This window comes from Nostoc sp. ChiQUE01b (genome assembly GCF_034531255.1).
GTDB lineage: Bacteria > Cyanobacteriota > Cyanobacteriia > Cyanobacteriales > Nostocaceae > Nostoc.
This window is the reverse complement of the sequence record NZ_JAVRBM010000082.1, coordinates 1-22,779: the sequence shown is the minus strand read 5'-3', so window position 1 is coordinate 22,779 and position 22,779 is coordinate 1. Positions and strand designations below refer to the sequence as shown.

Sequence of the window (22,779 nt, the reverse complement as noted above, 5' to 3'; positions counted from 1 at the left end):
TAGTATTGTACTTACTGGTTTTACTTTTATTCCCACTATAGTATTAGTATTGCCCTTCAAGTAGCGATCGCGTACTAGCCGAATAATTAGTAACATTAAAATATTTTCGTGTGCAATGAAAAGACCTGGATTTATTGAGCGTTATCACCTGTGGACAGAAATCCAAAAAGAAGCATCTTCAAAGATCAAGGCTGTTGTTAAAGAACGGGATCTACTGTTGATTCGTACCGCTTGGTCAGACCAGCATGGCATTGTTCGCAGCAAGTCGCTCTTACCTCAAGCGTTTTTGAGCGCCTTAGAAAACGGTATGCAAATCAGCACAGGGACATTCCTGTTTGATACTGGTGGTGCAATAGTATTTAACCCCTTCGTTCCTGGCGGTAGTTTAGATATGCCTTTGATGACAGGTGCGCCAAATCTTGTGGCTGTTCCTGACCCTGATACCTTCAAAATTCTGCCTTGGGCAAAACGTACTGGCTTTATTCTCTGTGACGAGTACTTCCAAAATGGTCAGGCAATGCCCTTTTCCAGTCGCGGGAAAATGCGCCAATCATTGGTAGAGTTATATCAAAGAGGATTAGAGCATATTGTCGGCTTAGAAGTTGAGTGGTATTTGGCAAAGTTAGAAGATCCGATGTTAGCGATCGCTAATGTTGGTACTTCTGGAAAACCTGGTGAACCTGCCAAAGTTAGCGCTGTAGAGCATAGCTTCCAATACCTTTTAGAATCCCACAATCCAGAGATTCACGACTTACTGTGCGTTCTGGCAGAAAACTTAGTTGAAATGGGATTGCCTTTAAGAAGTGTAGAAAACGAAGGAGGTGTCGGTCAATTTGAATTTACCTTTGACCCGATTCCGGCATTGCAAGCTGCGGATACAATGATGATATTCCGAATGGCGACCAAGCAAATCTGCCGTCAACAAGGTTACATCGCATCGTTTATGTGTCGTCCAGGATTGCAAGGTTCTTCTTCCAATGGCTGGCATTTGCACCAATCCCTTATAGACCGAACCACAGGCGAGAACGCTTTCATGTCTGCAAACACGAAAACCCTAATGTCAGATTTAGGTAAACATTTCGTTGGTGGTATTCTTAAACACGCCAATGCCGCTTCTGTGTTCACAACCCCAACAATTAACGGCTACAAAAGATTTAGACCCTATTCCCTAGCTCCTGACCGTGCCGGATGGGGATTGGAAAACCGAGGGGCAATGATTAGATTACAAGGTGGTTATGATGACCCCACCACCCACATTGAAAACCGAGTTGGAGAACCAGCAGCCAATCCCTACCTGTATATGGCATCGCAATTGATTTCTGGGTTAGATGGTGTAGATCGTAAACTTGACCCTGGCTCCCCAACAGAGTCACCTTACACGACAGAAAGTCCGACCTTACCCAAAAGCTTGCCAGAGGCGATTTCATATTTGAGCCAAAGTGAACTTTTTTCTCAAAAAATGGGGCAGCAATTCATCAACTTCATCATTAAGATGAAACAGAGTGAAATTAATCGCTTTTTGCAGTCCGTCGCCGATCGGCCACCAGAAGACTATTTATTGCAGGTGACTAACTGGGAGCAAAGAGAATATTTTGAATTATTTTGAAGTGAATAATTCCTGGGAATGCAACGCTTTTAAGGATGATTATTCAGGTTTCAAATAAGTTTTCGGTGCATGAGCAATTGCACTCCGTCCATACTTGCTTAAGAAAAATTATTATATTTTTAACTTTATACAAGCATAATTACCTGAAAGTAAATATTTGTTAAAGGATAAATTAATACTTGTTTTGGTAAGTCAATACCTTCGCCAATTTCGGAGGATGAGCTGATGTATAAACTCTTATTTTGGCAAAGGTATAGGTAACTACTATGTAATATAATTAGTTACAGTATGAATTTAGATTCACTTTTTATAGGAGGAAGATTGTGTCTGAAAACAAACCAGAAGATTTCAATTCACAAGCAGTACCATTTTTTGCTCGATTCTTGGAAGGGCAAAGCATTGAAGACCTTTCTGATCAAGAATCAAAAGCGATTCTCGGTGGATGTAATAATGTTACAAATAAGGAGAATGATGAACTTGTCCAAACTCTGAAGTATCCATCCGATCAAGAAGATGGCGCTGTCACCAAGAAGTACCCTTCTGATAGTGATGAGTACGCTGTTACTGAGAAGTACCCTTCTGATAGTGATGAGCACCTTGCTACTACTCTGAAGTATCCTTCAGATGGTGAGGACAGTTCGCCGTCTTCACCTTCATAGCTGCATACTTTTGACTACACCAGAGATGCGGTTTTAAAACTATTGTCAGAATAAAAATATAGTTAGCTTTGCCAACTTCATCTAGGGGTTGGCTTCCCATTAAAATTAAGTTCAGTTTTTTAATATTTTGCTTTCTCAATAGTTGACAATAGTGAAAATGCAAAAACTAATAAAAATATTTTATGCGCCTTGCTCGTGATGTAGTTTTATTAATCACTCATAGTGGTGATTACTTTACAATAGATAGAGTTGCAGAAGCAGTATCAAAACTAGGCGCACAGCCATTTCGTCTTGATACTGATAAGTTTCCGATCGCACTCCAACTCCAGGCTAATTTAAGTAACTCCAGTAGCAATCATACACTAGTATATAACGATCGCTCCCTCAACACCGAGCAAGTGCAAGCAGTATGGATGCGGCGTATTTGGCAACCCGATCTCGGTAAAGAATTGGCTCCACAATTTCAAGCAGCCTGTTCTAATGAATCACTCGCAGTCTTAGATGGCTTTTGGGACAGCCTAAGAGAAGCTAAGTGGGTGGATGATTTACGCCGGATAAGTGCAGCTGAAAACAAGTTACGCCAACTGCGGGTTGCATCAGAAGTAGGTCTTGTCATACCTCGGACTCTCGTTACCAACAATCCTCAAGAAGCACGAGAATTTTTCCACCAAGTTAAGGGAAAAATGATTGTCAAACTGCTCAGACCTCTTTCTTTTGGGATGCAAGCCTCCTCTTTTTTTATGTATACCAGCGCCGTTAAAGAAGAAGACTTACTTGATGCTGAAACACTGCGCTATTGTCCAGTTATGTTTCAAGAACAAATCCCTAAACAGCAAGAACTACGAGCAGTGTATGTGAATGGCAATCTCTTTGTCGGGGCGCTAGATGCGTCTGAATATGCAGCATCTACCCAGGATTGGCGACGTGAGACAAAAAAGATTCTGACCTGGCAACCAGATCAATTACCTGATAAACTAATCCGTTGTTTGGATGCCTTTATGGCTAAGTTTGGACTGGTTTTTGGAGCATTTGATTTGATTAAAACGCCATCTGGGGAATATGTTTTTTTAGAAATTAATCCTACAGGAGAGTGGGGGATGCTGGAGAGAGATTTAGACTATCCAATTGCTCTAGCTATTGCATCTGCACTACTTTCAACAAGTCCGAAATAAAATGCTCTTACTTAAAAATTCCAAACCAAGTGATAACCTCTATAGCAATCCGATTTGATTCGGTGAATTACTCGTAGAGACTGGGGACTGGCGACTGGGGAAGGTGGGGCCCCCTCTGGGGATAAGGGGTAATGGGGACTCTTAAGAAGGAATAAAGGTGTACTGAGTTTTTTTCACGCAATCAAATATGAGTCTTATATATTTATCTGTAGCGTACTTCATTCTCCATATTTGTAAATGACTATTTTAATAATTACTCACAGCCAAGATAACGAAAGTATTCCTCTAGTTATTCAGGCAATTGAAGCCCAAGGAAAGAAAGCATTTCGTTTTGACACAGACCGATTTCCCACAGAAATACAGTTAGATATTTACTATGGTAGTACTAAGCGAGTGATTCTGAGTGTCGATGACCAGACATTAGATTTAAATGAAGTGTCAGCAGTTTGGTATCGGCGCATTGCAATTGGGTCAAAAATTCCTAACTCGATGGACAGGCAACTTAGACAAGCCTCGCTGAAAGAATCTCGTGTCAGTATTGAGGGAATGATTGCTAGTATCAAGGGGTTTCATCTTGACCCTATGCCAAATATTCGCCGAGCGGAAAATAAGCAACTGCAATTACAAATAGCAGGAGATGTCGGTCTAGATACGCCACGCACTCTGACTACAAATAATCCAGTAGCAGTAAAGCAATTTGCCCAAGAGTGTCAGCAGGGAATGATTACAAAAATGCTGTCTTCCTTTGCTATTTATGATGAACGAGGGCGAGAAAAAGTTGTGTTTACAAATCCAATTTCATCAGAGGATCTAGACAACCTTGATGGCTTACGTTTCTGCCCAATGACATTTCAAGAAAAGATTCCCAAGGCATTGGAATTGCGGACAATTATTGTCGGGAAGCGTGTGCTAACGGCTGCGGTTGATTCTCAAGCTTTGGATAAGGCACGTTACGATTGGCGCAAACAGGGAATCGCCTTACTTGACGCTTGGGAGTCATACACTTTGCCCGAAGATGTCGAAGAGAAATTGCTCAAACTCATGGCAGAATTCCGTTTAAACTATGGGGCGCTTGATATTATTTTGACTCCTGATGGTCGTCATGTATTCCTTGAAGTTAACCCAGTTGGCGAGTTCTTCTGGCTGGAACGCTGTCCTGGCTTACCGATTTCCCAGGCGATCGCTGAGGTTTTAAATAATTCAGCTAATTGACTCGATTTTCTCTACCTTAACCATGCGGTAACTACTATAGCAAGGGAGTGGGGAGTGGGTGAAAAGTCTTTTTGTGACTAAGTTTTATCATCTGTTGATGTCGTAATCACCAAGGCTTGTGCTATATATGTCAACTTAGCTCTGTGATGGAAAATAACCGTTGTCGGTCTATTTGTTGAAGCTTGATTTTTTCAGCGTAGAAAGCTTGATAATAATATTGATACCGCTCTGGTTCAGCTTCTGGATCGGTTTGTTGCCATAGTTCCAAAAAGTGACGATAGCGTTTTTCAAGCATCACTAAATCCATACAAGCGATCGCAGCTTGAACTACTTGCCCAGTCCGCAGTATTTCTTTCTGGTTTTTTTCATCCACATGAAATAAATGAGAAATTAACCCGATCTCGCTGTCAAATTCTAAGAACTGATCTTGGAGGCGGGAAATTAAATTTGGTAGAGACGCCAAGTTTTTCGTCTCTCCATCACCAACTGAAAGTTCTAAAATCTGTTGCCATAAAAATCGGTGGTGGGAAAGGCTAAATTGCAAATCTCGCTCCTCTAGTTCGCCAACAATCATTTGACGCTGTTCGGGACAATGCAAGTAAACTCGCAATAATAACGCCTCTGCGTGTTCTAAAAGGCTGCGTTCTGTGGGGAGTGGAGAGTGAGAAACTTTGCTATTTCCCCATGCTTTCTTTGCTGATACGGGCTTAGAGTATGTAGCCGCAGCTGGAGCAATTTGAGTTAGCAGATTTTCGACTCGTAGAGGTATGAGTCTGGTATCTCCCAAGCTGAGTATTTCAGCACAATAAGAAACATAATAATTTCGTGTATCGCTGTTAGCTATATTTTTAAGTAATTTGACTATTTGCTGAGTTACTTGCTGAAAATCAGTAGCCTGTTTTAAGTCTCGGTCTTGAATAATTTGCTGAATCTGCCAGTCTAGCCAAAGTGGCGCATTTTTTAGCAGTTCTTTATAATCTTCTGGAGTTCGCTGGTGCAAATATTCATCAGCATCTTTACCATCGGGTAAATTGAGAATTTTTAGCTGAACTTCGCCCTTGTATGCTAATTCGGCAATTTCACCGATCGCTCTTTCGGCGGCATTAGTTCCGGCTTTATCAGCATCAAAGTTGAGTACTAATTGTTTCGATTCGGTGTAGCGTAATATTAACCGCACTTGTTGTAAGCTTAAGGCTGTACCGAGTGAAGCAACGGCGTTATTAATACCAGCAGTGTGGAGAGCGATCGCATCAAAATATCCCTCTACCACCACCGCTTGATCGAGTTGAGAAATCCCACCTTTAGCTTGATCAAGGGCAAATAGTATTTTACCTTTACTAAAAAGTTCGGTTTCTGGTGAATTGAGATATTTAGGTTGTTCATCAGTCAGAGTTCTCCCACCAAAGGCAATGACGCGCCCTTGGACATCACGGATGGGAATCATCAAGCGATCGCGAAATACATCATAATAACCGCCCCCTTCCCGGCGTGGCTTAATCAATCCCGCTTTTTCCAGTATTTGCACTGGGTAATGTTTATCTTGTACTAAATAACGATAGAGAGTTTCCCAACCTGCGGGGGCATAACCTAAACCAAATTGCTGTATAGTTTCTTCTTTGAGTTGGCGATTAGATTGCAAATATTGAAGTGCTTTTTGCCCTTGAGATTGTCTAAGGGCGTGTTGATAAAACTGGGCGGACGTTGCCAGAACTTCATATAACTGCTCGCGCAAAGATAGCTGACGCTGTAATTCTTGGCGTTGTTCGGGTTCGAGAGTTTGCACAGGTACTTGGTAACGTCGTGCTAAATCCAGCACCACATCAGCAAAAGAACGCTTCCCCAACTCCATGACAAACTTAATGGCATTTCCCGCAGCTTGACAGCCAAAGCAATAGTACATTTGCTTGGTCTGGCTGACGGTGAAACTGGGAGATTTCTCATCATGGAAGGGGCACAAACCGACGAAATCCTTTCCTCGTTTGCGTAAAACTACGTATTCCGAGACGACATCTACAATATCAGCCCGTTGTTTAACTGACTCAATTGTGTCTGGGTGCAAGCGGGGGATTTGCATGGCTTTGTCATTGGTCATTTGTCATTGGTCATTAGTCATTAGTCATTGGTCATTGGGCATTAACTTTGAAAAAAGGACAAAGGACAAAGGACAAATGACTTCTGATAGCTATTATATTCTTGTTGCTAGACCAAGAATGATGTATAGAATTGCTTAGACTTAATTTTATCAGAGGAAATACTGAAAATGGGGCGTATTTTTATATCAGCAGCTCATGGAGGCAAAGAAGCGGGAGGAATAGATCAAGGTGCGATCGCAGGTGGTACAAGTGAAGCGAAAGAAATGATTTTGCTGCGGGATTTGATTGTCACGGAACTGAGGGCGCGGAGTTTGGAAATTTTGGCGGTTCCTGATGAGTTGAGCGCCGCCCAAACTATCACCTGGATCAATTCTCGCGGTCGTCGGGGTGATGTCGCTCTCGAAATTGCAGCTAATGCGGCTAACAGCCCTTCTGTGCGTGGGGCTAGCGTTTTCTACATTACTAATAATAGCGATCGCAAGAGCAATGCTGAACAGTTACTAGTGGGATTGTTGCGCCGCGTACCCCAATTACCGAATCGCGGAGTCAAGCCAGATACAAATAGTGGATTGGGTAGTTTAGCATTCTGTCGCCAGACAACGCTGCCAGCTTTGGTGATACAAGTGGGGTTTCTTAGCAATCCAGAGGATCGGGCTTTGCTGCAAACTCGTCGCCGCGATTTTGCTTTGGGAATTGTCGATGGATTGGTGACTTGGAGTCGTGTAATTGACCCCACTCCTGGAACTCCGACAGAAGCAAATTATCCGCCAATCAATATTAATATTAATGGACAAAGTTACACCGAGCAAGGTGTTTTAGTTAATGGTAATGCTTACATTCCCATTGACTTAATAGACCTTTTACGAATTGACCTTTCAAAAGCAGCTAATGTGAATCGGATTACCTATCACAAAATAGTTTATGTCAAAGCGATCGAACTGCGAGATTTTAATATTGCAGTCACTTGGGATGCTGCAACGCGTACCGTTAGCTTACGCTCGAATTTAGTAGTTTGCCCTGGTCAATTTTCGCGGGTGATGTCAAACGGTAATACTTCCGAAGTACAGTTACAATTATTTCTGAGAAACAACAATGAAAATGCTTTGGCAAAGTTTCCTGACATCCCAAAACTTTATCGGGAAGAAGCAAGTATAGAAGGAGTGAGCTATGATATTGCCTTTTGCCAAATGTGTGTAGAAACTGGATTTTTACGGTTTGGTGGTGATATTAGACCTGAGCAAAATAACTTTGCAGGCTTAGGTGCGATCGGTGGTGGTTCGGAGGCTGCGTCTTTTCCAAGTGCCAGAATTGGAGTGAGGGCGCACATCCAACATTTGAAAGCTTACGCCAGCTTAGAACCTTTGGTACAAGAAGTAGTAGATCCAAGGTTTCGCTTTGTCACACGCGGGATTGCGCCATTAATCGATCAGCTATCAGGGCGGTGGTCAGCAGATTTGGATTATGGTACAAAGATTTCAGCAATGCTCAAACGATTATATGAATCAGCAGGACTTCTTTGAGCTATTTCCGCCAGCAGCCCCACGCGATTAAATAATGCGACTCGCCTACCAGTACTGTCTACGACTAACAAAGCAACAGATAACCACGTTTGAAAACTGGCTGGAATTATGTCGCCGCCAGTACAACTATCGTTTGGCAGAACGCTTTAACTGGTGGGAGCAAAACCGTTGTGATGTTGACAGGTGTTCTATTATTTCTTGCAGTATTGCACCGCTAAAAGACAAGCCTAGTTACTATACTAAATACCTTGGCAGACAATTAGAGGCGTAACTGATGCACCAGAAGAAGTTGTCGCAGCCAGACCCCACCACAAATGTTAAGAAAGATGTGACTAATGGATAGCCTTGTAGGAAAGAAGCTTTAATTTTTACCGCTTCCCGACAAAAGAAGCTTGCTAGGGGTTTAAATTTCGGATTGGATTTTCCACATTACATGAAAAGTGAGCAAAATCCCCGACTTTTTAGAAAAATTGGGAATCTGAGCCTTCAATTTCCATAAAAATTGGTTAATCTCAGCAATAACTCTTCAACATCGGTAATGAATGCCAACAAACGTTGACCATTTCCCACCTCTCCACTCCCCTGTTTTCTTTGCAATTACGGGATTTACTAGGTATTTTTTCCTACTTTTGGGGTGGTTTTTAGTGAAACAAGTACCCTAAAATTACAAAAAATCCTGAAATCTATATAAATTAATGGTTTCATCTATCCACATCAGGCTACAACGCCTTAGAATGATTCATTGAAAAGTCGAGCCGATGGGATGTACAGCCGTTTTGAGTAAAAATACTCCCAAAGGATGATTTTTGTATTTCTGCGAACAGAGATTTCAGTACTAATGTATTAATGTGCATCCGTACTGAAATCTCAAGTAAACCTTCAGGAGTTTGACATGAACAAAGGTGAATTAGTTGATGCCGTAGCTGAAAAAGCTAGTGTTACCAAGAAACAAGCGGATGCAGTCTTAACTGCCGCTTTGGAAACGATTATTGAAGCGGTTTCCTCTGGTGATAAGGTGACATTGGTGGGATTTGGCTCATTTGAATCACGGGAACGTAAAGCCCGTGAAGGTCGCAACCCGAAAACAAATGAAAAGATGGAAATTCCAGCAACGAGGGTTCCTGCCTTCTCGGCAGGAAAACTGTTTAGAGAAAAGGTAGCACCCCCAAAAGCATAGGTTCTGTCTTCGGGAACCCTTTTTTAATGCGGCAACCTGCACACGGGGGAAATTTAGCCTGGGCAGCAGCACTGGCTGGCTGTCCCCCTGATGCTATTCTGGATTTTTCTGCTAGCATCAGCCCTTTGGGACCGCCAAACAGCGCGATCGCTGCTATTGTGTCCCAAATTGGTAATATTAAGCACTATCCAGACCCAAATTATAGTGAACTGAGACTAGCTCTCAGTCACTTCCATCAATTGCCCTCTGAGTGGATTCTGCCGGGTAACGGCTCAGCAGAATTACTTACTTTGATAGGTAGAGAATTAGCACAATTAGCAGCAACAATTTTAATAACTCCAGCCTTTGGCGACTACTACCGAACCTTGGCAGCGTATAACGCTAAAGTGCTGGAGTGTCCCCTGATTAGTTCTGAGCGACGAGTGCCGAGTGCTGAGTTACTAGTTTTACTCAGCACTCAGCACGGGCTAAACCTTAGCTATCCGCTAACAGCACTCAGCACTCACTGTGGACTATTGCTGAATAACCCCCACAACCCAACCGGAAAGCTGTTGTCACGGGAGTCTATTTTGCCCTACCTGGAGCAATTTGCTTTGGTTGTGGTGGATGAAGCATTTATGGACTTTGTGCCGCCCAATGAGGAACAAAGCCTGATTCCGGTGGTGCAGGAATATAGGAATTTAGTAGTATTGCGATCGCTGACCAAATTTTACAGTCTCCCAGGACTGCGATTAGGATATGCGATCGCACATCCTGACTGCCTAGCTAAATGGCAGCTATGGCGTGACCCCTGGCCCGTAAACACGTTAGCAGCGGCGGCGGCAATTGCGGCACTCCAGGATACGGAGTTTCAGCAGCAAACCTGGGCATGGCTACCACCTGCACGAAACCAACTCTTTCAGGGTTTAAATGAAATCCCAGGATTGCAACCCCAAGCAAGTGCTACTAACTTTTTACTGGTTGAGTCCCAAGAATCAACTTTGCAGTTACAGCAACAATTACTCAAGCATCACCAGATTTTAATCCGTGATTGCCTTAGTTTTAAAGAACTAGGCGATCGCTTTTTCCGGGTTGCTATACGTAAAGAGTCCGATAACCAACGCTTACTAACAGCGTTGAGTGGGGAGTGGGGAGTGGGGAGTAGGGAGTAGGGGAGGCAGGGGAGCAAAGGAAGAAGAACTATTGATTATTCAGCCATGCCCAATGCCCCATGCCCCATGCCCCATGCCCAATGACAAATGACAAATGACAAATGACAATTGACTACGATGTTGTAATTATTGGCGGCAGTCTTGCTGGATACTATGCTGCCCTTGCTGCAACCCAACTACGTGCTACAGTTGCCTTGGTACAACCTAAAGTAGACTACGGGTTTACTCATCACCATGCTCTTAGCGAAATTGGTAAACTAGCGCAAAAGTTGAAGGATGCGGCTGGTTTTGGTATTCATGCCACACACACTGATACCTCAGAAGAATGCCACATATCTATGGCGTGGCAAGAAGCAATGCTGTATGCTCAATGCGCCGCCTCAAATCTCCAAGAACAGCATTCCCCAGTCATCCTAGCCGCGCAGGGAGTCGATGTTATCGTTGGCAGTGGTCAATTTCAATCTTTACCCCAACTGGCTTTTGCCGTTAACAATCGCCTACTACGCGCCCGTACTTATTTGCTGGCTAGTGGTTCGCGTCCAGAAATTCCTGAGATTGAGGGATTGCAAGCCACTGGCTATCTAACCCTTTCTAATATTTGGCAATCTTTACAAGGAACGACATTACCTAAAAATTGGGTAATTATCGGTGGAATTCCCCAAAGCATTGAAATTGCTCAAACTTTAGCAAGGTTTGGTTGCAGTGTGACGCTGGTAGTCAAGCATCCTTATGTTCTTCCATATCTAGACCCTGAGATAGCCATATTGCTTCAGGCGCAGTTGGAAGTAGAAGGTGTGCGCGTCCTCACCGAAAAACTAGTAACTCAGGTGAGGCTAATTGAGAATAAAAAGTGGATTCAAGCAGGAGATAAGGCCATTGAAACTGATGAAATTTTAGTAGCGACTGGACAACAGCCGAATCTTGAATCCCTAAATCTGGCAGCAGTAGGTGTGAAATGGCATCGGCGTAGCTTAGTTGTGAATGATAAGCTGCAAACCACTAACCACCGTATTTATGCTTGTGGTGATGTAATTGGTGGTTACGACTTTGCCAATATTGCTAATTATGAAGCAAAAATTGCACTGAACAATGCACTCTTTTTCCCCTGGTTACGAGCAGATTATCGCTCCATTCCTTGGGCGATATTTTCTGTGCCGATGCTGGCGCAAGTGGGTTTGACAGAGGCACAGGCAAAACGCCTATTTAGCCAAGATGAAATTTTAGTTTTGCGACAATATTTTAAAACAGTGGCAGCAGCCCAACTTCGGGACGAAACCACTGGTATGTGTAAATTAATTGTGCTACACAACGGCGAAATTTTAGGAGCTTCGATATTGGGGGCAGAAGCTGGCGAATTAATTAATTTGATTGCCTTAGCAATATCACAAAAAATTAAAGTCAAATATCTAGCAAATTTATCTCCTACCTATCCCAGTTTTTCAGAAATTCTGGAACGAACTGCAAGAGAGTGGAGTAAGCAAAAGTTAAATACCAACATTCCTTTGCAAGAGTTTTTAGAAGGCTTCTTCCATTTCTGCCGCAATTGGAGTTAGCACTTTTGCACGGAGTTTTAAGAAGTAAAAAGTAAAAAGTAAAAAGTTTACACTGAGCGGAGCCGAAGTGTAAAAAGATAATCCCCATTAATAAATTTAGGGGAAATAATCACGGACATATTATTTCTCGTGCCATTTTCCGCTCGAAATAAATATTTTTATTTCTTTCAATAAATAAATAATGGTGCTTTAACCATTTTTTCTTGTTCTTTATGAGTGCCTTTTCACTTTTCACTTTTGCCTTGTTCGGTCATTCTAATAGACTTCTTGCATAAATCAAAAAAAGAACCCCACCCCGCCTTTGACTTATGTCAAATTCTCCCTGCCCCTAATCCCCAGAGGGGGCCCCGAGTTCCCCGCAGGCGGGGAGGGGTTGGGGGTGGGGTGTTAGGGGACTTTTGCAAGAGACTCCATGAGCTGCGCTCACAAGGAACAATGAAAATACCTCTTTCCCAATCCCCATTACCCCTGATCCCCAGAGGGGGCCCCACCTTCCCCAGTCCCCAGTCCCCAGTCCCTATTTTCATAGGAGGTCTAATAACTTCAGGAAGGTACTGATATCATTACTTACTTCCACAAGGTTACTGCCTTTGCCAATGTTGACAGCAGCTTGATTGCAAACGCAATGTCATCAGAATTGGGGAGCATCCCTCAGAATTGAGCTTGTTAAATAATTGGACAGAATTAATTACACAATGTCATTGCGAATGGAGCGAACGCGAGCGCGCGAACGCTTCGCTCGCAATGAGTGTAAATGTTTTTGTCCAACTACTTATTTTTGTTGAAGTGCAAACTTTAGATCTGTCAATTCTAATTCTCCTCCGGTTGTTGTTAATACTAAATTAATGCCTAAAACACTTTTTCCTGTAGTTGTATAGTTAGTTGGAAGTATTTTCTTGGTCAAATCAAAATTTACAGCACTTCCATATGTTATTTGATATGGAGTTGGTTGATCGCCAAGTAAAAATGATGTGATAGCTACTCTTGCTGGTGCTTTTTTGACTACACCTTTGAAAGCTAAAGGCACGAGCCTAAATTGCTTTTGTGTATTAGAGGTATCAATTCTAATGATACATCTAGCCCTTGACGATTGTGCCTTTACAGTTATAGGGGAGCGAAGTGTAAGCTGATTTATTTGCGGATTGAAACTTACATTACATCCCTTATTAACCAAAAATTTTGGCTGGTTGTTTATTGGAGCAGCAGTGCTAGATGAATTGGCATCATAACAACAGAAAAAAAACAAGCACATTAATATGAAAAAATTACGTGCATCACTTAATCTCAACATCATCTTACTCTCCATCAACAGAAATTTGTAATCTTAAAGAAGAATAAATTCGGTAGATTCAATTAGTGGGGGATTTAGACCCACCACTCATTGAAGACCACTAAATTTGAAATTTGGTGCGGTGTATCACCATCTATCCGCAGAATCGCTAAAAGCAAAGACTAGCAACGCTTTAGGTCAAAATAAAGTCTCACATCTCCAGCATTTATATCGGCTGTATCAACGAAAATATTACTTCCTGATGAGGATTGTGCAATCAGATTAATACCTAATAGTCCTTGCCCACCACCACTACATAAACCTGTAGCAGCTAGAACAGTAATCTCATCTTGCTCTGCAAATGCCTTATCAGATGTAAACTTGGTAGTTTTAGGGGGAGCTACGGCTTGACCTAGAGCACCACCACTAAAGCTATAAGTTCTGCTTAAGCTGGTACCTTTACTCCCTCTATTAACCTCAGTAGTTCCTTGGTACAGTACTTGTACATCTTGGATGATGAAACCACTTGGAATAAAACTTTGAACACGTAAAACACACTTTTTACGGCCACCATTGTATGCATTAAAGTTATCCAAGACAATCGATAAGCTTCTACCATCCTCTCCAGGAAGCTGATCGGCAACTTTACATCCACCAGATCCGAGTGCATCTCCAAAAGTAATACTAGGCTCGTCTACAGCCAAAACTTTGGTCGCAATCACGTTGATTCCAAGAATTGTAGATACAGACAGTAATACACCAAATTGTTTAAAGTTCATATTGATTGTACCTATGTTGCTAGAGTTGGTTTTTCATGGAAAATGCATTTAGAAGGCAGAAGGTACGAGGTATGAAGGCATCTTTGTTTTAATCCCACACTTAAAAGCATGAGATTCAAGCAAGGATGCTTTGTGTCTGGTATTACATATCTCGACACAACTTTGTTGTAATAGTGGGCAATCACCCACAACTAAAGTTTTGATTGGTACTTACAGGCTTCTGCCTTCTTCAATTGTGGGAAATCCTTTCAAGTATGCTTTGACAATTTCTGCTTAATCAGAAAATGAAGCATAACGGTTTATCGCTGGAGTTAACAGAAAGAAGATGGACATCAAGTTACAAGATGTATTCTTGCTGTAGCTCCATATGGGGAAGATCATATAGTTGTCTCAATCAACAAATATGTGTTCTTGATCACAGATATATTGTGTTTCTAAACACTGCCAACTTTAAAATAGTAGTATTGTAGTATGAAGGAGCAGTACTCCAAAGTTAGGTCCTAAAAATTAGGGGTATAAATCACCGATTTACAGCAGATTGCAAGTAAGTGAGGTACAAAATCCAGGACTGATTTATCAAATATAAAGAGTTTCTACTTCTTCTCTCCAGCAAGAACTGCCTTCTCCCAAGGGGAGACGCTAAAAGCGATCTGCCTCCTGCCTCAAAACCTGTAACTTTGTACTTCATGCAAATGAAAACTGCTGTAATAGTGCGATACCGATAGTGCAGCGTTAGTCAGCCGTTGAGCGTCACAGACCGCCGCAGACATCGCAGTGATATCATGTCCGGTTAAAAAAGACTTATCATTAAGACCGCAGGGGGGCTTCAGGGGCTTCAGGTGCAGAGGGGAGGGGTTTTTGGGCTTTCTACATAGAGAAAGGAAATCTTAACAATTCAAAATTCAAAATGACGCTCTCTACGAGACGCTGCGCGTAGCTTGCTTCTCTGTAAGAGTACGCGGATTCGCTCTAAGCGAAGCTATGCCGAAGGCGTTGCCTCTCGTTCGCGTTAGCGTCTCTGAAAGAGAAGAGAAGGCTTTACGCTGCGCTAACAAAATTAAAGATATTTTCAGATGGAAATTTAAACCCCAACTGAAAATATGCTACGTGTTTTGGTTGGGGTTTTAAACCCTTTAATTGACGATAACTAATTAGCCGGACATGATATGAAATAGCTATTTTTATTGAGAATCTACATTATGAGTGGCTGAAATTCTAGTTGTAGACTGGGAACGAGATAATTGGGAGTGCCTTAAAAACCCTGCATGAAAATCCAAACTACTCCCGCCGCTGTTAGAGGTACACTGAGATTATCTGTGCCGTGGGGCGAGACTGCCTCTGCGAGGGTTGCGAAAGTAGCAGTTACCACCGCCGTCAACAAGGCCCATCCTAAACTTAAAGGCGTTGCTAGGGGACTCAGGGACGAACCAGGTAGCAGTAACAGTACCAAGAAAATCACTACTGTACTCGCTATAAACATTGCTGCTGAACCTTCCCAGGAACGTACAGAACTTCCCACTTGGTATTTATGCTGCCCAAAACGTCTACCGATTAATGCTGCTAGTGCATCACCCCAGGTCATGGCCATTATCCCTGCTACAGCAATTGGAGCGCTATCTACTGGCCCCTCTGGTCGCCACAGTAGCCCGAACAGCAGTGTCACTGAGATAGCGAAATAAACCGTGCCAGGTGAGCTATCTTGGGTATCCATTGCGCCGATAATTCGGTAGCGGTAAAACAGGTAGTTCAGTCCGATAAAGCTAGCAAAAGGTATAATTCCGATTTCCCAGTGGCTAAACAGTAGCAGGACGCCGAAAGCCCACATCCCTGCACCAATATGGATTATTTTGCGAGTCAAATCTGGCTTCACAGCAAACAGCTTACGCAATCCCTCGCCAATGACAAGCAGACCGATAGCGTAAACATAAGAAATTGCTAGTCCAATAAAATCATTTGTCATTTGTCATTTGTCATTTGTCATTTGTCATTTGTCATTTGTCATTTGTCATTGGAGAAAGATTTCTAGAAAGCTGCTCCTTTGCTGCGTTGGTTTATTTAGGTCGATCGCTATTTCGTCTAAAGTTCTTTTCTACTGACGAAACGCTACCAATACCTTGAAGGATACCACGACCGATTAAACCTAAACCCTGACCAACTATTTGGGTAAGTATGAAGACTATACCGCTACCTAAAAAAGCTAATAGTGATTTTAAACGCGGTGCGATCGCATCACTAAATTCTAGGAGCAATGTCACTACTAAAGGAATATTAGAAAGTTTTACTAACTCTTGATTTCGAGGAGCATAAACTGAAGTATTGGCAATGCCACGAGGTACTATTACAAATAGTTCATAGCGACTTTCAAAAACTGCTTTTGGCTCGTTTATATAATTTTTTAATCTATATTTCCACGACAAATCATTTCTAAACCGTTCAATCTCTCTTGTAGAAATCAATTGACGCCCATAAAAGTTTTGCTTAATCTCTTCTACATCTGCTAAATAATTTAACAGTGGTTGCACTACTCCATTCGCTACCTGAATCAACAAGTTCTCTAAAATCATCAATGCTTGGGACTTGGCTTCAGCACTAACTACTGGATAGGAGCTATTATCAATACTCAATTCTGTTTGAAATAAAAGATAAGAATACAACTCACAAACTAGCGGGATTTTTTGGAGAATGTCTCTTTGCAAAACCTCTGTATTTTCTAGCAATAAATTAAGAATTTCTATATTTTGATTAACTACTTTTATCCGAGAAAATTTCCCAAAAAAATCTATAATTGCTACTTGCCATAAATCACGCATTAAGGTATTTTTTAGTTCATATAATTGATTCATCTCTATTTGAGAAGCACGCAGTTCATCCAACTGGTCAGCCAATTTTTGTAGGATCAGATAAAGTAATTCCCGTTTTTTATCTTCACGAAAGATGTCAATTTCTAAAGGTATATCTGTGACATTTCTTAAAGGAAATTGAAGCTTATTAATGCAAGATGTAAACAAGGCAGATTGTAGGGTTCCCGGACTAAGTAAAGGTGATACAGTTTGCCTTTGCTGAATGGCATTACTTAACGAAGGAGTCAAAGGCGGCTGATGGGCAACTGGAATCTGTTCCTCTTGCCTTTCTTGTGGTGAAACCAACAACCGATTTAGCAACCAACGAGCCGCTTGCAGTTCTCGCCGCTGTCCAGCTAGGATGGCTCGATCTAGTACTGGTAGTCCGGGAACTTGTAATTGTACTGTTACTGCGGCTAAGGTAGCATTAATGTTAGCAATTCCTGACAAACGTAAATTATTTCGCAGTTTAGAGAAGGGGAGTGAGGAGTTAGGAGTTAAGAGTGAGGAGTTGGGAGTTAGGAGTGAGGAGTTAGGAGTTATTATTGCTTGCGTGTCCTGGAACCAATAGGAACCACCATCTGCAACTTCTTGCATGGCGGCGACTAACTCAGAAAGTGGTGTACCTTTGGGGCAGTAGCCATTTACACCAATAGATTTCGCTGCTAATAGCAGTCCTTGCTCTTGAATAGAACTGAGGAGCAGGATTGGTAGGTTGGGATATAAAGCTCTGAGTTGCCGACAGAATTGTAAGCCTAGCTGTTGACTGGTGGTAGAGCGACCATTACCAAATTCTAAAACTACCAAATTTACCTGGTTAGGGTCTTTTTCAGCAATTTCTGCTAGAATCTGCAAGGCAATGGTATCAGTTTCTACAACTGCGATCGCTTCTAGGTTAGGAATCGCTTCTAGAGCTACCCGTAATCCCAAACGAAAAATCGGGTCTTGGTCGATTAACAATAATTTTAGAGGGCGATGGCTCATCTAGCACCTCCAGGAGACTCCCGCCACACTGGAACAGTTGGCGGTGAGACGGCAGTCGCTACAAGTCGGCAGAGCCGCCCAACGCGCTGCCTCAGAAATGGAGGAACGGCAATGAGCTTCACCCCCAAATGGCTCTGAACGTAGTTCAAACAATGCGCGGGGTGAGCGAGTTGTCGTTAATAATTTACGTGGATGAGTTATAATAGTACTATGACTCAATCCATATCTGTTAAATGCAAGCTTATAGTCCCTGCTAACTTCTGTGGCGAAATCGACCACACAATAGAAGGGTTTGCTGATGCTTGCAATCAGATATTGGAGGTGGCCAAGCGTGATAATTGTTGGAATACTACCAAGCTTCACCACAAGGTTTATAAACCTGTGCGTGAGGCAACGGGCTTGAAAGCTAACCATGTTTGTCAGGCTATCAGAAGAGTTATTGGCAACGCTAAGGCTGTTAAGCAAATCCACAAATTTAGACCCACCTCTGTTGGTTTGGATGTTCGCACCTTTGTTTATAAGGAAGAAAGCCAGTCTGTAGGGGTAACTTTGATGTGTGGACGAGTTGAATTTAAATTGTCTATTGGTGGTTATCAAATTGCACTGCTGCGGGGGCAAAACCCCACTAGCGCAACATTGAATAGAACCAAACAGGGGCAATATTTTATCAACTGTGTCGTTGATATCCCGACTCAGCCCACTGGTAGGACTCCAAAGGTGATTGGTGTTGACTTGGGGAGACGCGATATTGCCACCACATCCACGGGGAAATCGTGGAATGGTAAGCAGATTCAATCGGTTCGTGACCGCGTAAGCTTGGTCAGGGCTAACGTTCAATCCAAACGCACTCGGTCGTCTAGACGACTTTTGAGAAGGCTTTCCGGGAGAGAACGGAAGTTTCAAGAATGGTTGAATCACAATATTAGTAAGCAACTTGTTCAAGATGCACTCACGATAAACGCGGCATTGGCTTTTGAGGATTTGACTAACATTCGAGAGTCTTTGAATCAAAAGCGACGAAGCAAAGTAGAGCGTCGTAGAACTAATAATTGGGCGTTTTATCAGCTGCGTTTGTTTGTTGGGTACAAGGCAAATATTGCTGGGATACCTGTTGTTTTTGTACCACCTACCTATACGAGTCAAACCTGTTTGCGCTGCCACCACGTCCACCCAATCAAAGGGAAGTCGTATCGCAACGGAAAAGTTTTTAAGTGTGGGCATTGTGGGTTGGAGCATGATGCTGATATAAACGCGGCCAATAATATTGCTGCTCTTGGGGTGACTTTTGTAAACTCGCCCGAAATTCCGGGGATTGCTTGTCAACTAGAAGGACAATTGTCCCTATGACGATAGGTGAAATCTGGGATAAAGCGTAACCCACAATCGGTACTCCGATTTAGCGGCGAGTTGTTTACAATCCACTCAATTAGATTGGCACTGTTTTTTACCAATCAGAAAACAACTTTGATACAAAACTTTGTCTTCCTCATTGTCACCTGTTTTCATGAAGAGTGCTGAGTTCTGAGTTCCGAGTGCTGAGTTAAAAGACCGCCCACGAGGAGCGGGGTATCAACCATAGTACAAAACTACTTTAGTAAGAAAAAATACTCAGCACTCAGGACTCAGCACTCAGTACTGAGTGCTGTAAACTGATAAATCGATCGTATGTGTGATTAAATGAACCTGAGTATTCGGCACTGGTTGGCAGAACGCCATATCACAATCAATCAAATCAGAGGCTTTTCTGGAGGGCAATTGGCAGGTATTGCCTACCGTATTGTTCAGGATATGGAACTCAAAAGCCTCATGCCTTTTGATATCTGTACCTTGGTAGAAGTTTTAGAACTGCCCTTAAGTATTGTTTGGGAAGAAATCAGTGTCATTTCCCAGTTGACAGAAAAACTGTTGCGTAGCCTCAGCCAAAAAAAACCCTTAAAACGTAACGAAGGCACATGGCTAGCGTTTCAAATTGCCTATCTCCAAGCTTTGCAAGCAATTCTAGAGCAGGAAGCAAGCTTACAAAAACCGTGGTTAGACCGGGCAATTATACCCATACAACCACACATACTTAAAGAGGACGTTGGTAAATTCATCCTCCAAGAACCGCAACTACAAGGATTGCTGAAAACTCTCAGCCCAGGTAAATTGACTGATACTCAAGCTGAACAAGCACTGTCTTCGGTTGCAGATTCATTAGTGGTGCAACAAATAAATAATGCTGCTATCGCTTGGTTAGTTGCCAATGGTGCAGAGGAAGCGGAAGCGAAACTTCTAACACAGCGTTTAGTCAACTCACTTCCTGGTGACATATTGGTAGTCGTCACCGAGAATGCTGCACCTTTAGCCCAACTGCAAAAATTTTTCCGTTTGGGGATTTCATTATCTCCCGGTTTCATCACCCCAGAAGTTGGTTCTACAGTCAGTGAAAAAATTGATTTGCACCGAGAACATTACCGTGCAAGTTTAATTAAAAACCTCAGTATGCCTTTGCTAATGGAATCCTTTGCTCTTAAGGATATCTATGTACCACAAAAAGGCTTACCAATAGAAGAAAATATTTCTGAGCAAGATAAAAAAGCTGGTTTACCAGTTGATTTAAAAACATGGGCGCAGCAACAGCTAACTGATTTAGAAACGATCGCTGTTATTGAGTCAGAACCTGGTTATGGAAAAACTAGTTTTTGCCAACTTTGGGCAGCACAGGTAGCACAGGAATTATACCCTACTTGGATGCCTATAGTAATTAGGTTACGAGATGTAAAATACGGTAAAACTCTCATCGAAACTCTAAATTCTGCCTTTCCTGTTAATCTTTCAACTTGGTTAGAGCAAGAAAATCTCCCTTGTCTGTTGCTGCTGGATGGTTTGGATGAATTGCCCCATTCTGCTGGAGGTATTAGGACACAAGCAATTTTTATTCAGCAATTACTGAACTTTCAATCTCAGCAGCGGCACAAAATTGTGTTAACGAGTCGGTCAAAGACGTTACCAGAAATCATTTCCGAACTACCCCTATTGTTGTTGAGGCGAATTATTATTCAGCCGTTAGATGTGGACGAACTCAAACAATGGTTTCAACAATGGGCAAAAGTGCAATCATTACCCATTACTCAAAACTTCTTTACATTTTTAAAACAGGCAGGGTTATTTGCCAGCCAATCAAAGTTAAGAGAATTATCTGCCCTTGTCCGTCAACCCCTAATGCTGCATTTGTTGGGCATCTTGCACCGCGAGGGATTGCTAGATGATGAACTGTTGCAGTTAGCTGCTAATACCCAAAAGTCTTTTCTGTTATCGGAAATTCATCATCGCCTCAGTCGATGGTTGTTGGGTTATCCGCTAAGTGGTGGGATCAAAACAATGCTACTGCGTTCGGGTACGGCTCATATCCACCGGACTCCAGAAGCGATCGCTAATTTACTCGGCGATCGTCATCCCCAACATTTACTTGAGCAGATGCAAGCGATCGCTCTCAAAATTTTACACTCGCAACGTCATCAAATTAATCTAGCTGGTGAATTTAATAGTTTACCAGCGTTTTATTTTAAAATTTGGCATGTAGAAAGCTCAGGCGAAGGCGCAGCGAAAAGTAGTTTAATTGAGTTTTCGCATCTCAAGTTAGGAGAAGCTCTTTGTGCAGATGCGATTGTTGCCCAACTTAAACTTCTGACTCAGTACCAAGATGAAGCTTATGGTACGCCTACTTTTGTACTTGATTCTCCCAGTAGCGTAGCCCAGAATATTTATAATTTACTAGGTTACGGGATACTTAGCCAAGAAATAGAAGAACTAGCGATCGCTGGATTACGCCGCCAGCAAAAGCACAAATTTTCCTTTGAAGTTTTGTTTCAACGTCTTTTATCTTTCTGGCGTGCTTACTGTCAAGGACGTTGGTTAGATGAGGGGATAGCCCACAAAGCTTTGACTAATTTTCATGCACTGCAAAACCCTGTGAATGTTGAACAGGTGAATGCTGCGGTGGGACTGAATGTGTTTTTATTGCTTTGTGCTTGCAACCGAGAAACAAAAGTTCCATTTTGGCCTTGTGGGAATCCAGTCAATTTGACAGAATTCAATCCAGAAGTACTGAGTGTGCTAATTGCTAGGACAACGGTTTTACATAAAAGTGCCTTCGCAACCCGAATTAAGTCTCTGTCTGGACTCAATTTATCGGGAGCTTCTTTATTGCAAGTGATGTTAACTGGGGTAAATCTTGAGCAAACAAATTTATCCAATGCGGAGTTAATGGGGGCGAATTTGGCTGGTGCCAATTTGCAACAAGCAAACCTCACAGGCGCAAACTTACAACACGCAAACCTTGCAGGTGCGAATCTACAACAGGCAAATCTCACAGGCGCAAACCTGCAACAGGCAAACCTGATGGGGACAAATCTTAATTCTGCCGATCTCACCAATGCCTGCTTATTTGATGCCATCCTTGCTGCGACTGACAAAAAATTGGCTGCTGATAATGGTGCTTTATTATCTAAAGAGTTGTTTCAAAAACTGAAACATTTGCGTAGTTTACCGCCGCAGGCATCGCAGCAGCCCTTCTTAAATACCGTGAAAATCACACCAAAGACAAACCTTAATTGGAACAAAACCCCTGCGATCGGACTAATTGAAAGCTGTGAAGGCGCAATTTTGTCAGTAGATTTAGATGATGATGCCGATGATGAGACAGTTTTTGGCAAGAATTCGATTGGGTATTGAGCATTGGGCATTGGGCATTGGGCATTGGGCATTGGGCATTGGGCATTGGG

The 22,779-nt window shown here is 42.4% G+C and carries 17 protein-coding genes; 12 read left to right on the top strand and 5 right to left on the bottom strand.

Features of this window, described 5'->3' with window-relative positions:
- Positions 1–115: 115 nt before the first annotated feature.
- The 4 genes from RMY63_RS33545 (at position 116) to RMY63_RS33530 (ending at position 4,649) form a co-directional block, all read left to right on the top strand.
- On the top strand, positions 116–1,606 hold the full coding sequence (locus RMY63_RS33545) for a glutamine synthetase family protein (protein WP_322732843.1): 1,491 nt from the start codon (positions 116–118) through the stop codon (positions 1,604–1,606).
- Positions 1,607–1,929: 323 nt separating this feature from the next.
- Positions 1,930–2,265, top strand: coding sequence for a microviridin/marinostatin family tricyclic proteinase inhibitor (locus RMY63_RS33540; RefSeq protein WP_322732842.1), 336 nt, complete (start codon positions 1,930–1,932; stop codon positions 2,263–2,265).
- A gap of 182 nt (positions 2,266–2,447) precedes the next feature.
- Positions 2,448–3,437 carry an MvdC family ATP-grasp ribosomal peptide maturase gene (locus RMY63_RS33535; protein WP_322732841.1) on the top strand — a complete coding sequence of 330 codons (990 nt, stop codon included), beginning with the start codon at positions 2,448–2,450 and terminating at the stop codon, positions 3,435–3,437.
- Between the two features lie 237 nt (positions 3,438–3,674).
- Positions 3,675–4,649 carry an MvdD family ATP-grasp ribosomal peptide maturase gene (locus tag RMY63_RS33530; protein ID WP_322732840.1) on the top strand — a complete coding sequence of 325 codons (975 nt, stop codon included), beginning with the start codon at positions 3,675–3,677 and terminating at the stop codon, positions 4,647–4,649.
- Positions 4,650–4,779: 130 nt separating this feature from the next.
- Here RMY63_RS33530 and dnaG read toward each other — a convergent pair whose 3' ends face one another.
- Entirely contained in the window at positions 4,780–6,723 is a 1,944-nt protein-coding gene (gene dnaG, locus RMY63_RS33525; protein ID WP_322732859.1) for a DNA primase, read from the bottom strand.
- Positions 6,724–6,909: 186 nt separating this feature from the next.
- On the opposite strand from dnaG, the gene RMY63_RS33520 reads away from it, so the two are divergent.
- The 5 genes from RMY63_RS33520 (at position 6,910) to RMY63_RS33500 (ending at position 12,143) form a co-directional block, all read left to right on the top strand.
- A complete protein-coding gene (locus tag RMY63_RS33520) occupies positions 6,910–8,262 on the top strand; it encodes an N-acetylmuramoyl-L-alanine amidase (protein WP_322732839.1) in 1,353 nt (450 codons plus the stop codon).
- 34 nt (positions 8,263–8,296) lie between these two features.
- Positions 8,297–8,533 (top strand): helix-turn-helix domain-containing protein, encoded by a 237-nt coding sequence (locus RMY63_RS33515; RefSeq protein WP_322732838.1) that lies wholly within the window; start codon positions 8,297–8,299, stop codon positions 8,531–8,533.
- A gap of 621 nt (positions 8,534–9,154) precedes the next feature.
- A complete protein-coding gene (locus RMY63_RS33510; protein ID WP_010998076.1) occupies positions 9,155–9,439 on the top strand; it encodes an HU family DNA-binding protein in 285 nt (94 codons plus the stop codon).
- Between the two features lie 26 nt (positions 9,440–9,465).
- A complete protein-coding gene (cobD, locus tag RMY63_RS33505) occupies positions 9,466–10,590 on the top strand; it encodes a threonine-phosphate decarboxylase CobD (protein ID WP_322732837.1) in 1,125 nt (374 codons plus the stop codon).
- A 101-nt stretch (positions 10,591–10,691) separates the two neighbouring features.
- A complete protein-coding gene (locus tag RMY63_RS33500) occupies positions 10,692–12,143 on the top strand; it encodes an NAD(P)/FAD-dependent oxidoreductase (RefSeq protein ID WP_322732836.1) in 1,452 nt (483 codons plus the stop codon).
- A 772-nt stretch (positions 12,144–12,915) separates the two neighbouring features.
- Here the strand turns inward: RMY63_RS33500 and RMY63_RS33495 are convergent.
- The 4 genes from RMY63_RS33495 to RMY63_RS33480 form a co-directional block, all read right to left on the bottom strand.
- Entirely contained in the window at positions 12,916–13,437 is a 522-nt protein-coding gene (locus RMY63_RS33495) for a hypothetical protein (protein ID WP_322732835.1), read from the bottom strand.
- A gap of 158 nt (positions 13,438–13,595) precedes the next feature.
- The gene (locus RMY63_RS33490; protein ID WP_322727192.1) at positions 13,596–14,192 is read right to left on the bottom strand and encodes a DUF4360 domain-containing protein; all 597 of its coding nucleotides are present in this window, start codon (positions 14,190–14,192) and stop codon (positions 13,596–13,598) included.
- A gap of 1,252 nt (positions 14,193–15,444) precedes the next feature.
- On the bottom strand, positions 15,445–16,152 hold the full coding sequence (locus RMY63_RS33485) for a phosphatidate cytidylyltransferase (protein ID WP_322732834.1): 708 nt from the start codon (positions 16,150–16,152) through the stop codon (positions 15,445–15,447).
- Between the two features lie 91 nt (positions 16,153–16,243).
- On the bottom strand, positions 16,244–18,016 hold the full coding sequence (locus RMY63_RS33480; RefSeq protein WP_322732833.1) for a DUF3685 domain-containing protein: 1,773 nt from the start codon (positions 18,014–18,016) through the stop codon (positions 16,244–16,246).
- Here RMY63_RS33480 and RMY63_RS33475 point away from each other — a divergent pair.
- The 3 genes from RMY63_RS33475 (at position 18,008) to RMY63_RS33465 (ending at position 22,729) form a co-directional block, all read left to right on the top strand.
- Positions 18,008–18,154 carry a hypothetical protein gene (locus tag RMY63_RS33475; RefSeq protein ID WP_322732832.1) on the top strand — a complete coding sequence of 49 codons (147 nt, stop codon included), beginning with the start codon at positions 18,008–18,010 and terminating at the stop codon, positions 18,152–18,154. The genes RMY63_RS33480 and RMY63_RS33475 overlap by 9 nt on opposite strands.
- 72 nt (positions 18,155–18,226) lie before the next feature.
- Positions 18,227–19,363 carry a transposase gene (locus RMY63_RS33470; RefSeq protein WP_322732831.1) on the top strand — a complete coding sequence of 379 codons (1,137 nt, stop codon included), beginning with the start codon at positions 18,227–18,229 and terminating at the stop codon, positions 19,361–19,363.
- A gap of 330 nt (positions 19,364–19,693) precedes the next feature.
- Complete coding sequence (locus RMY63_RS33465; RefSeq protein ID WP_322732830.1) at positions 19,694–22,729, top strand: pentapeptide repeat-containing protein; 3,036 nt, start codon at positions 19,694–19,696, stop codon at positions 22,727–22,729.
- The last annotated feature ends 50 nt before the right edge of the window (positions 22,730–22,779 follow it).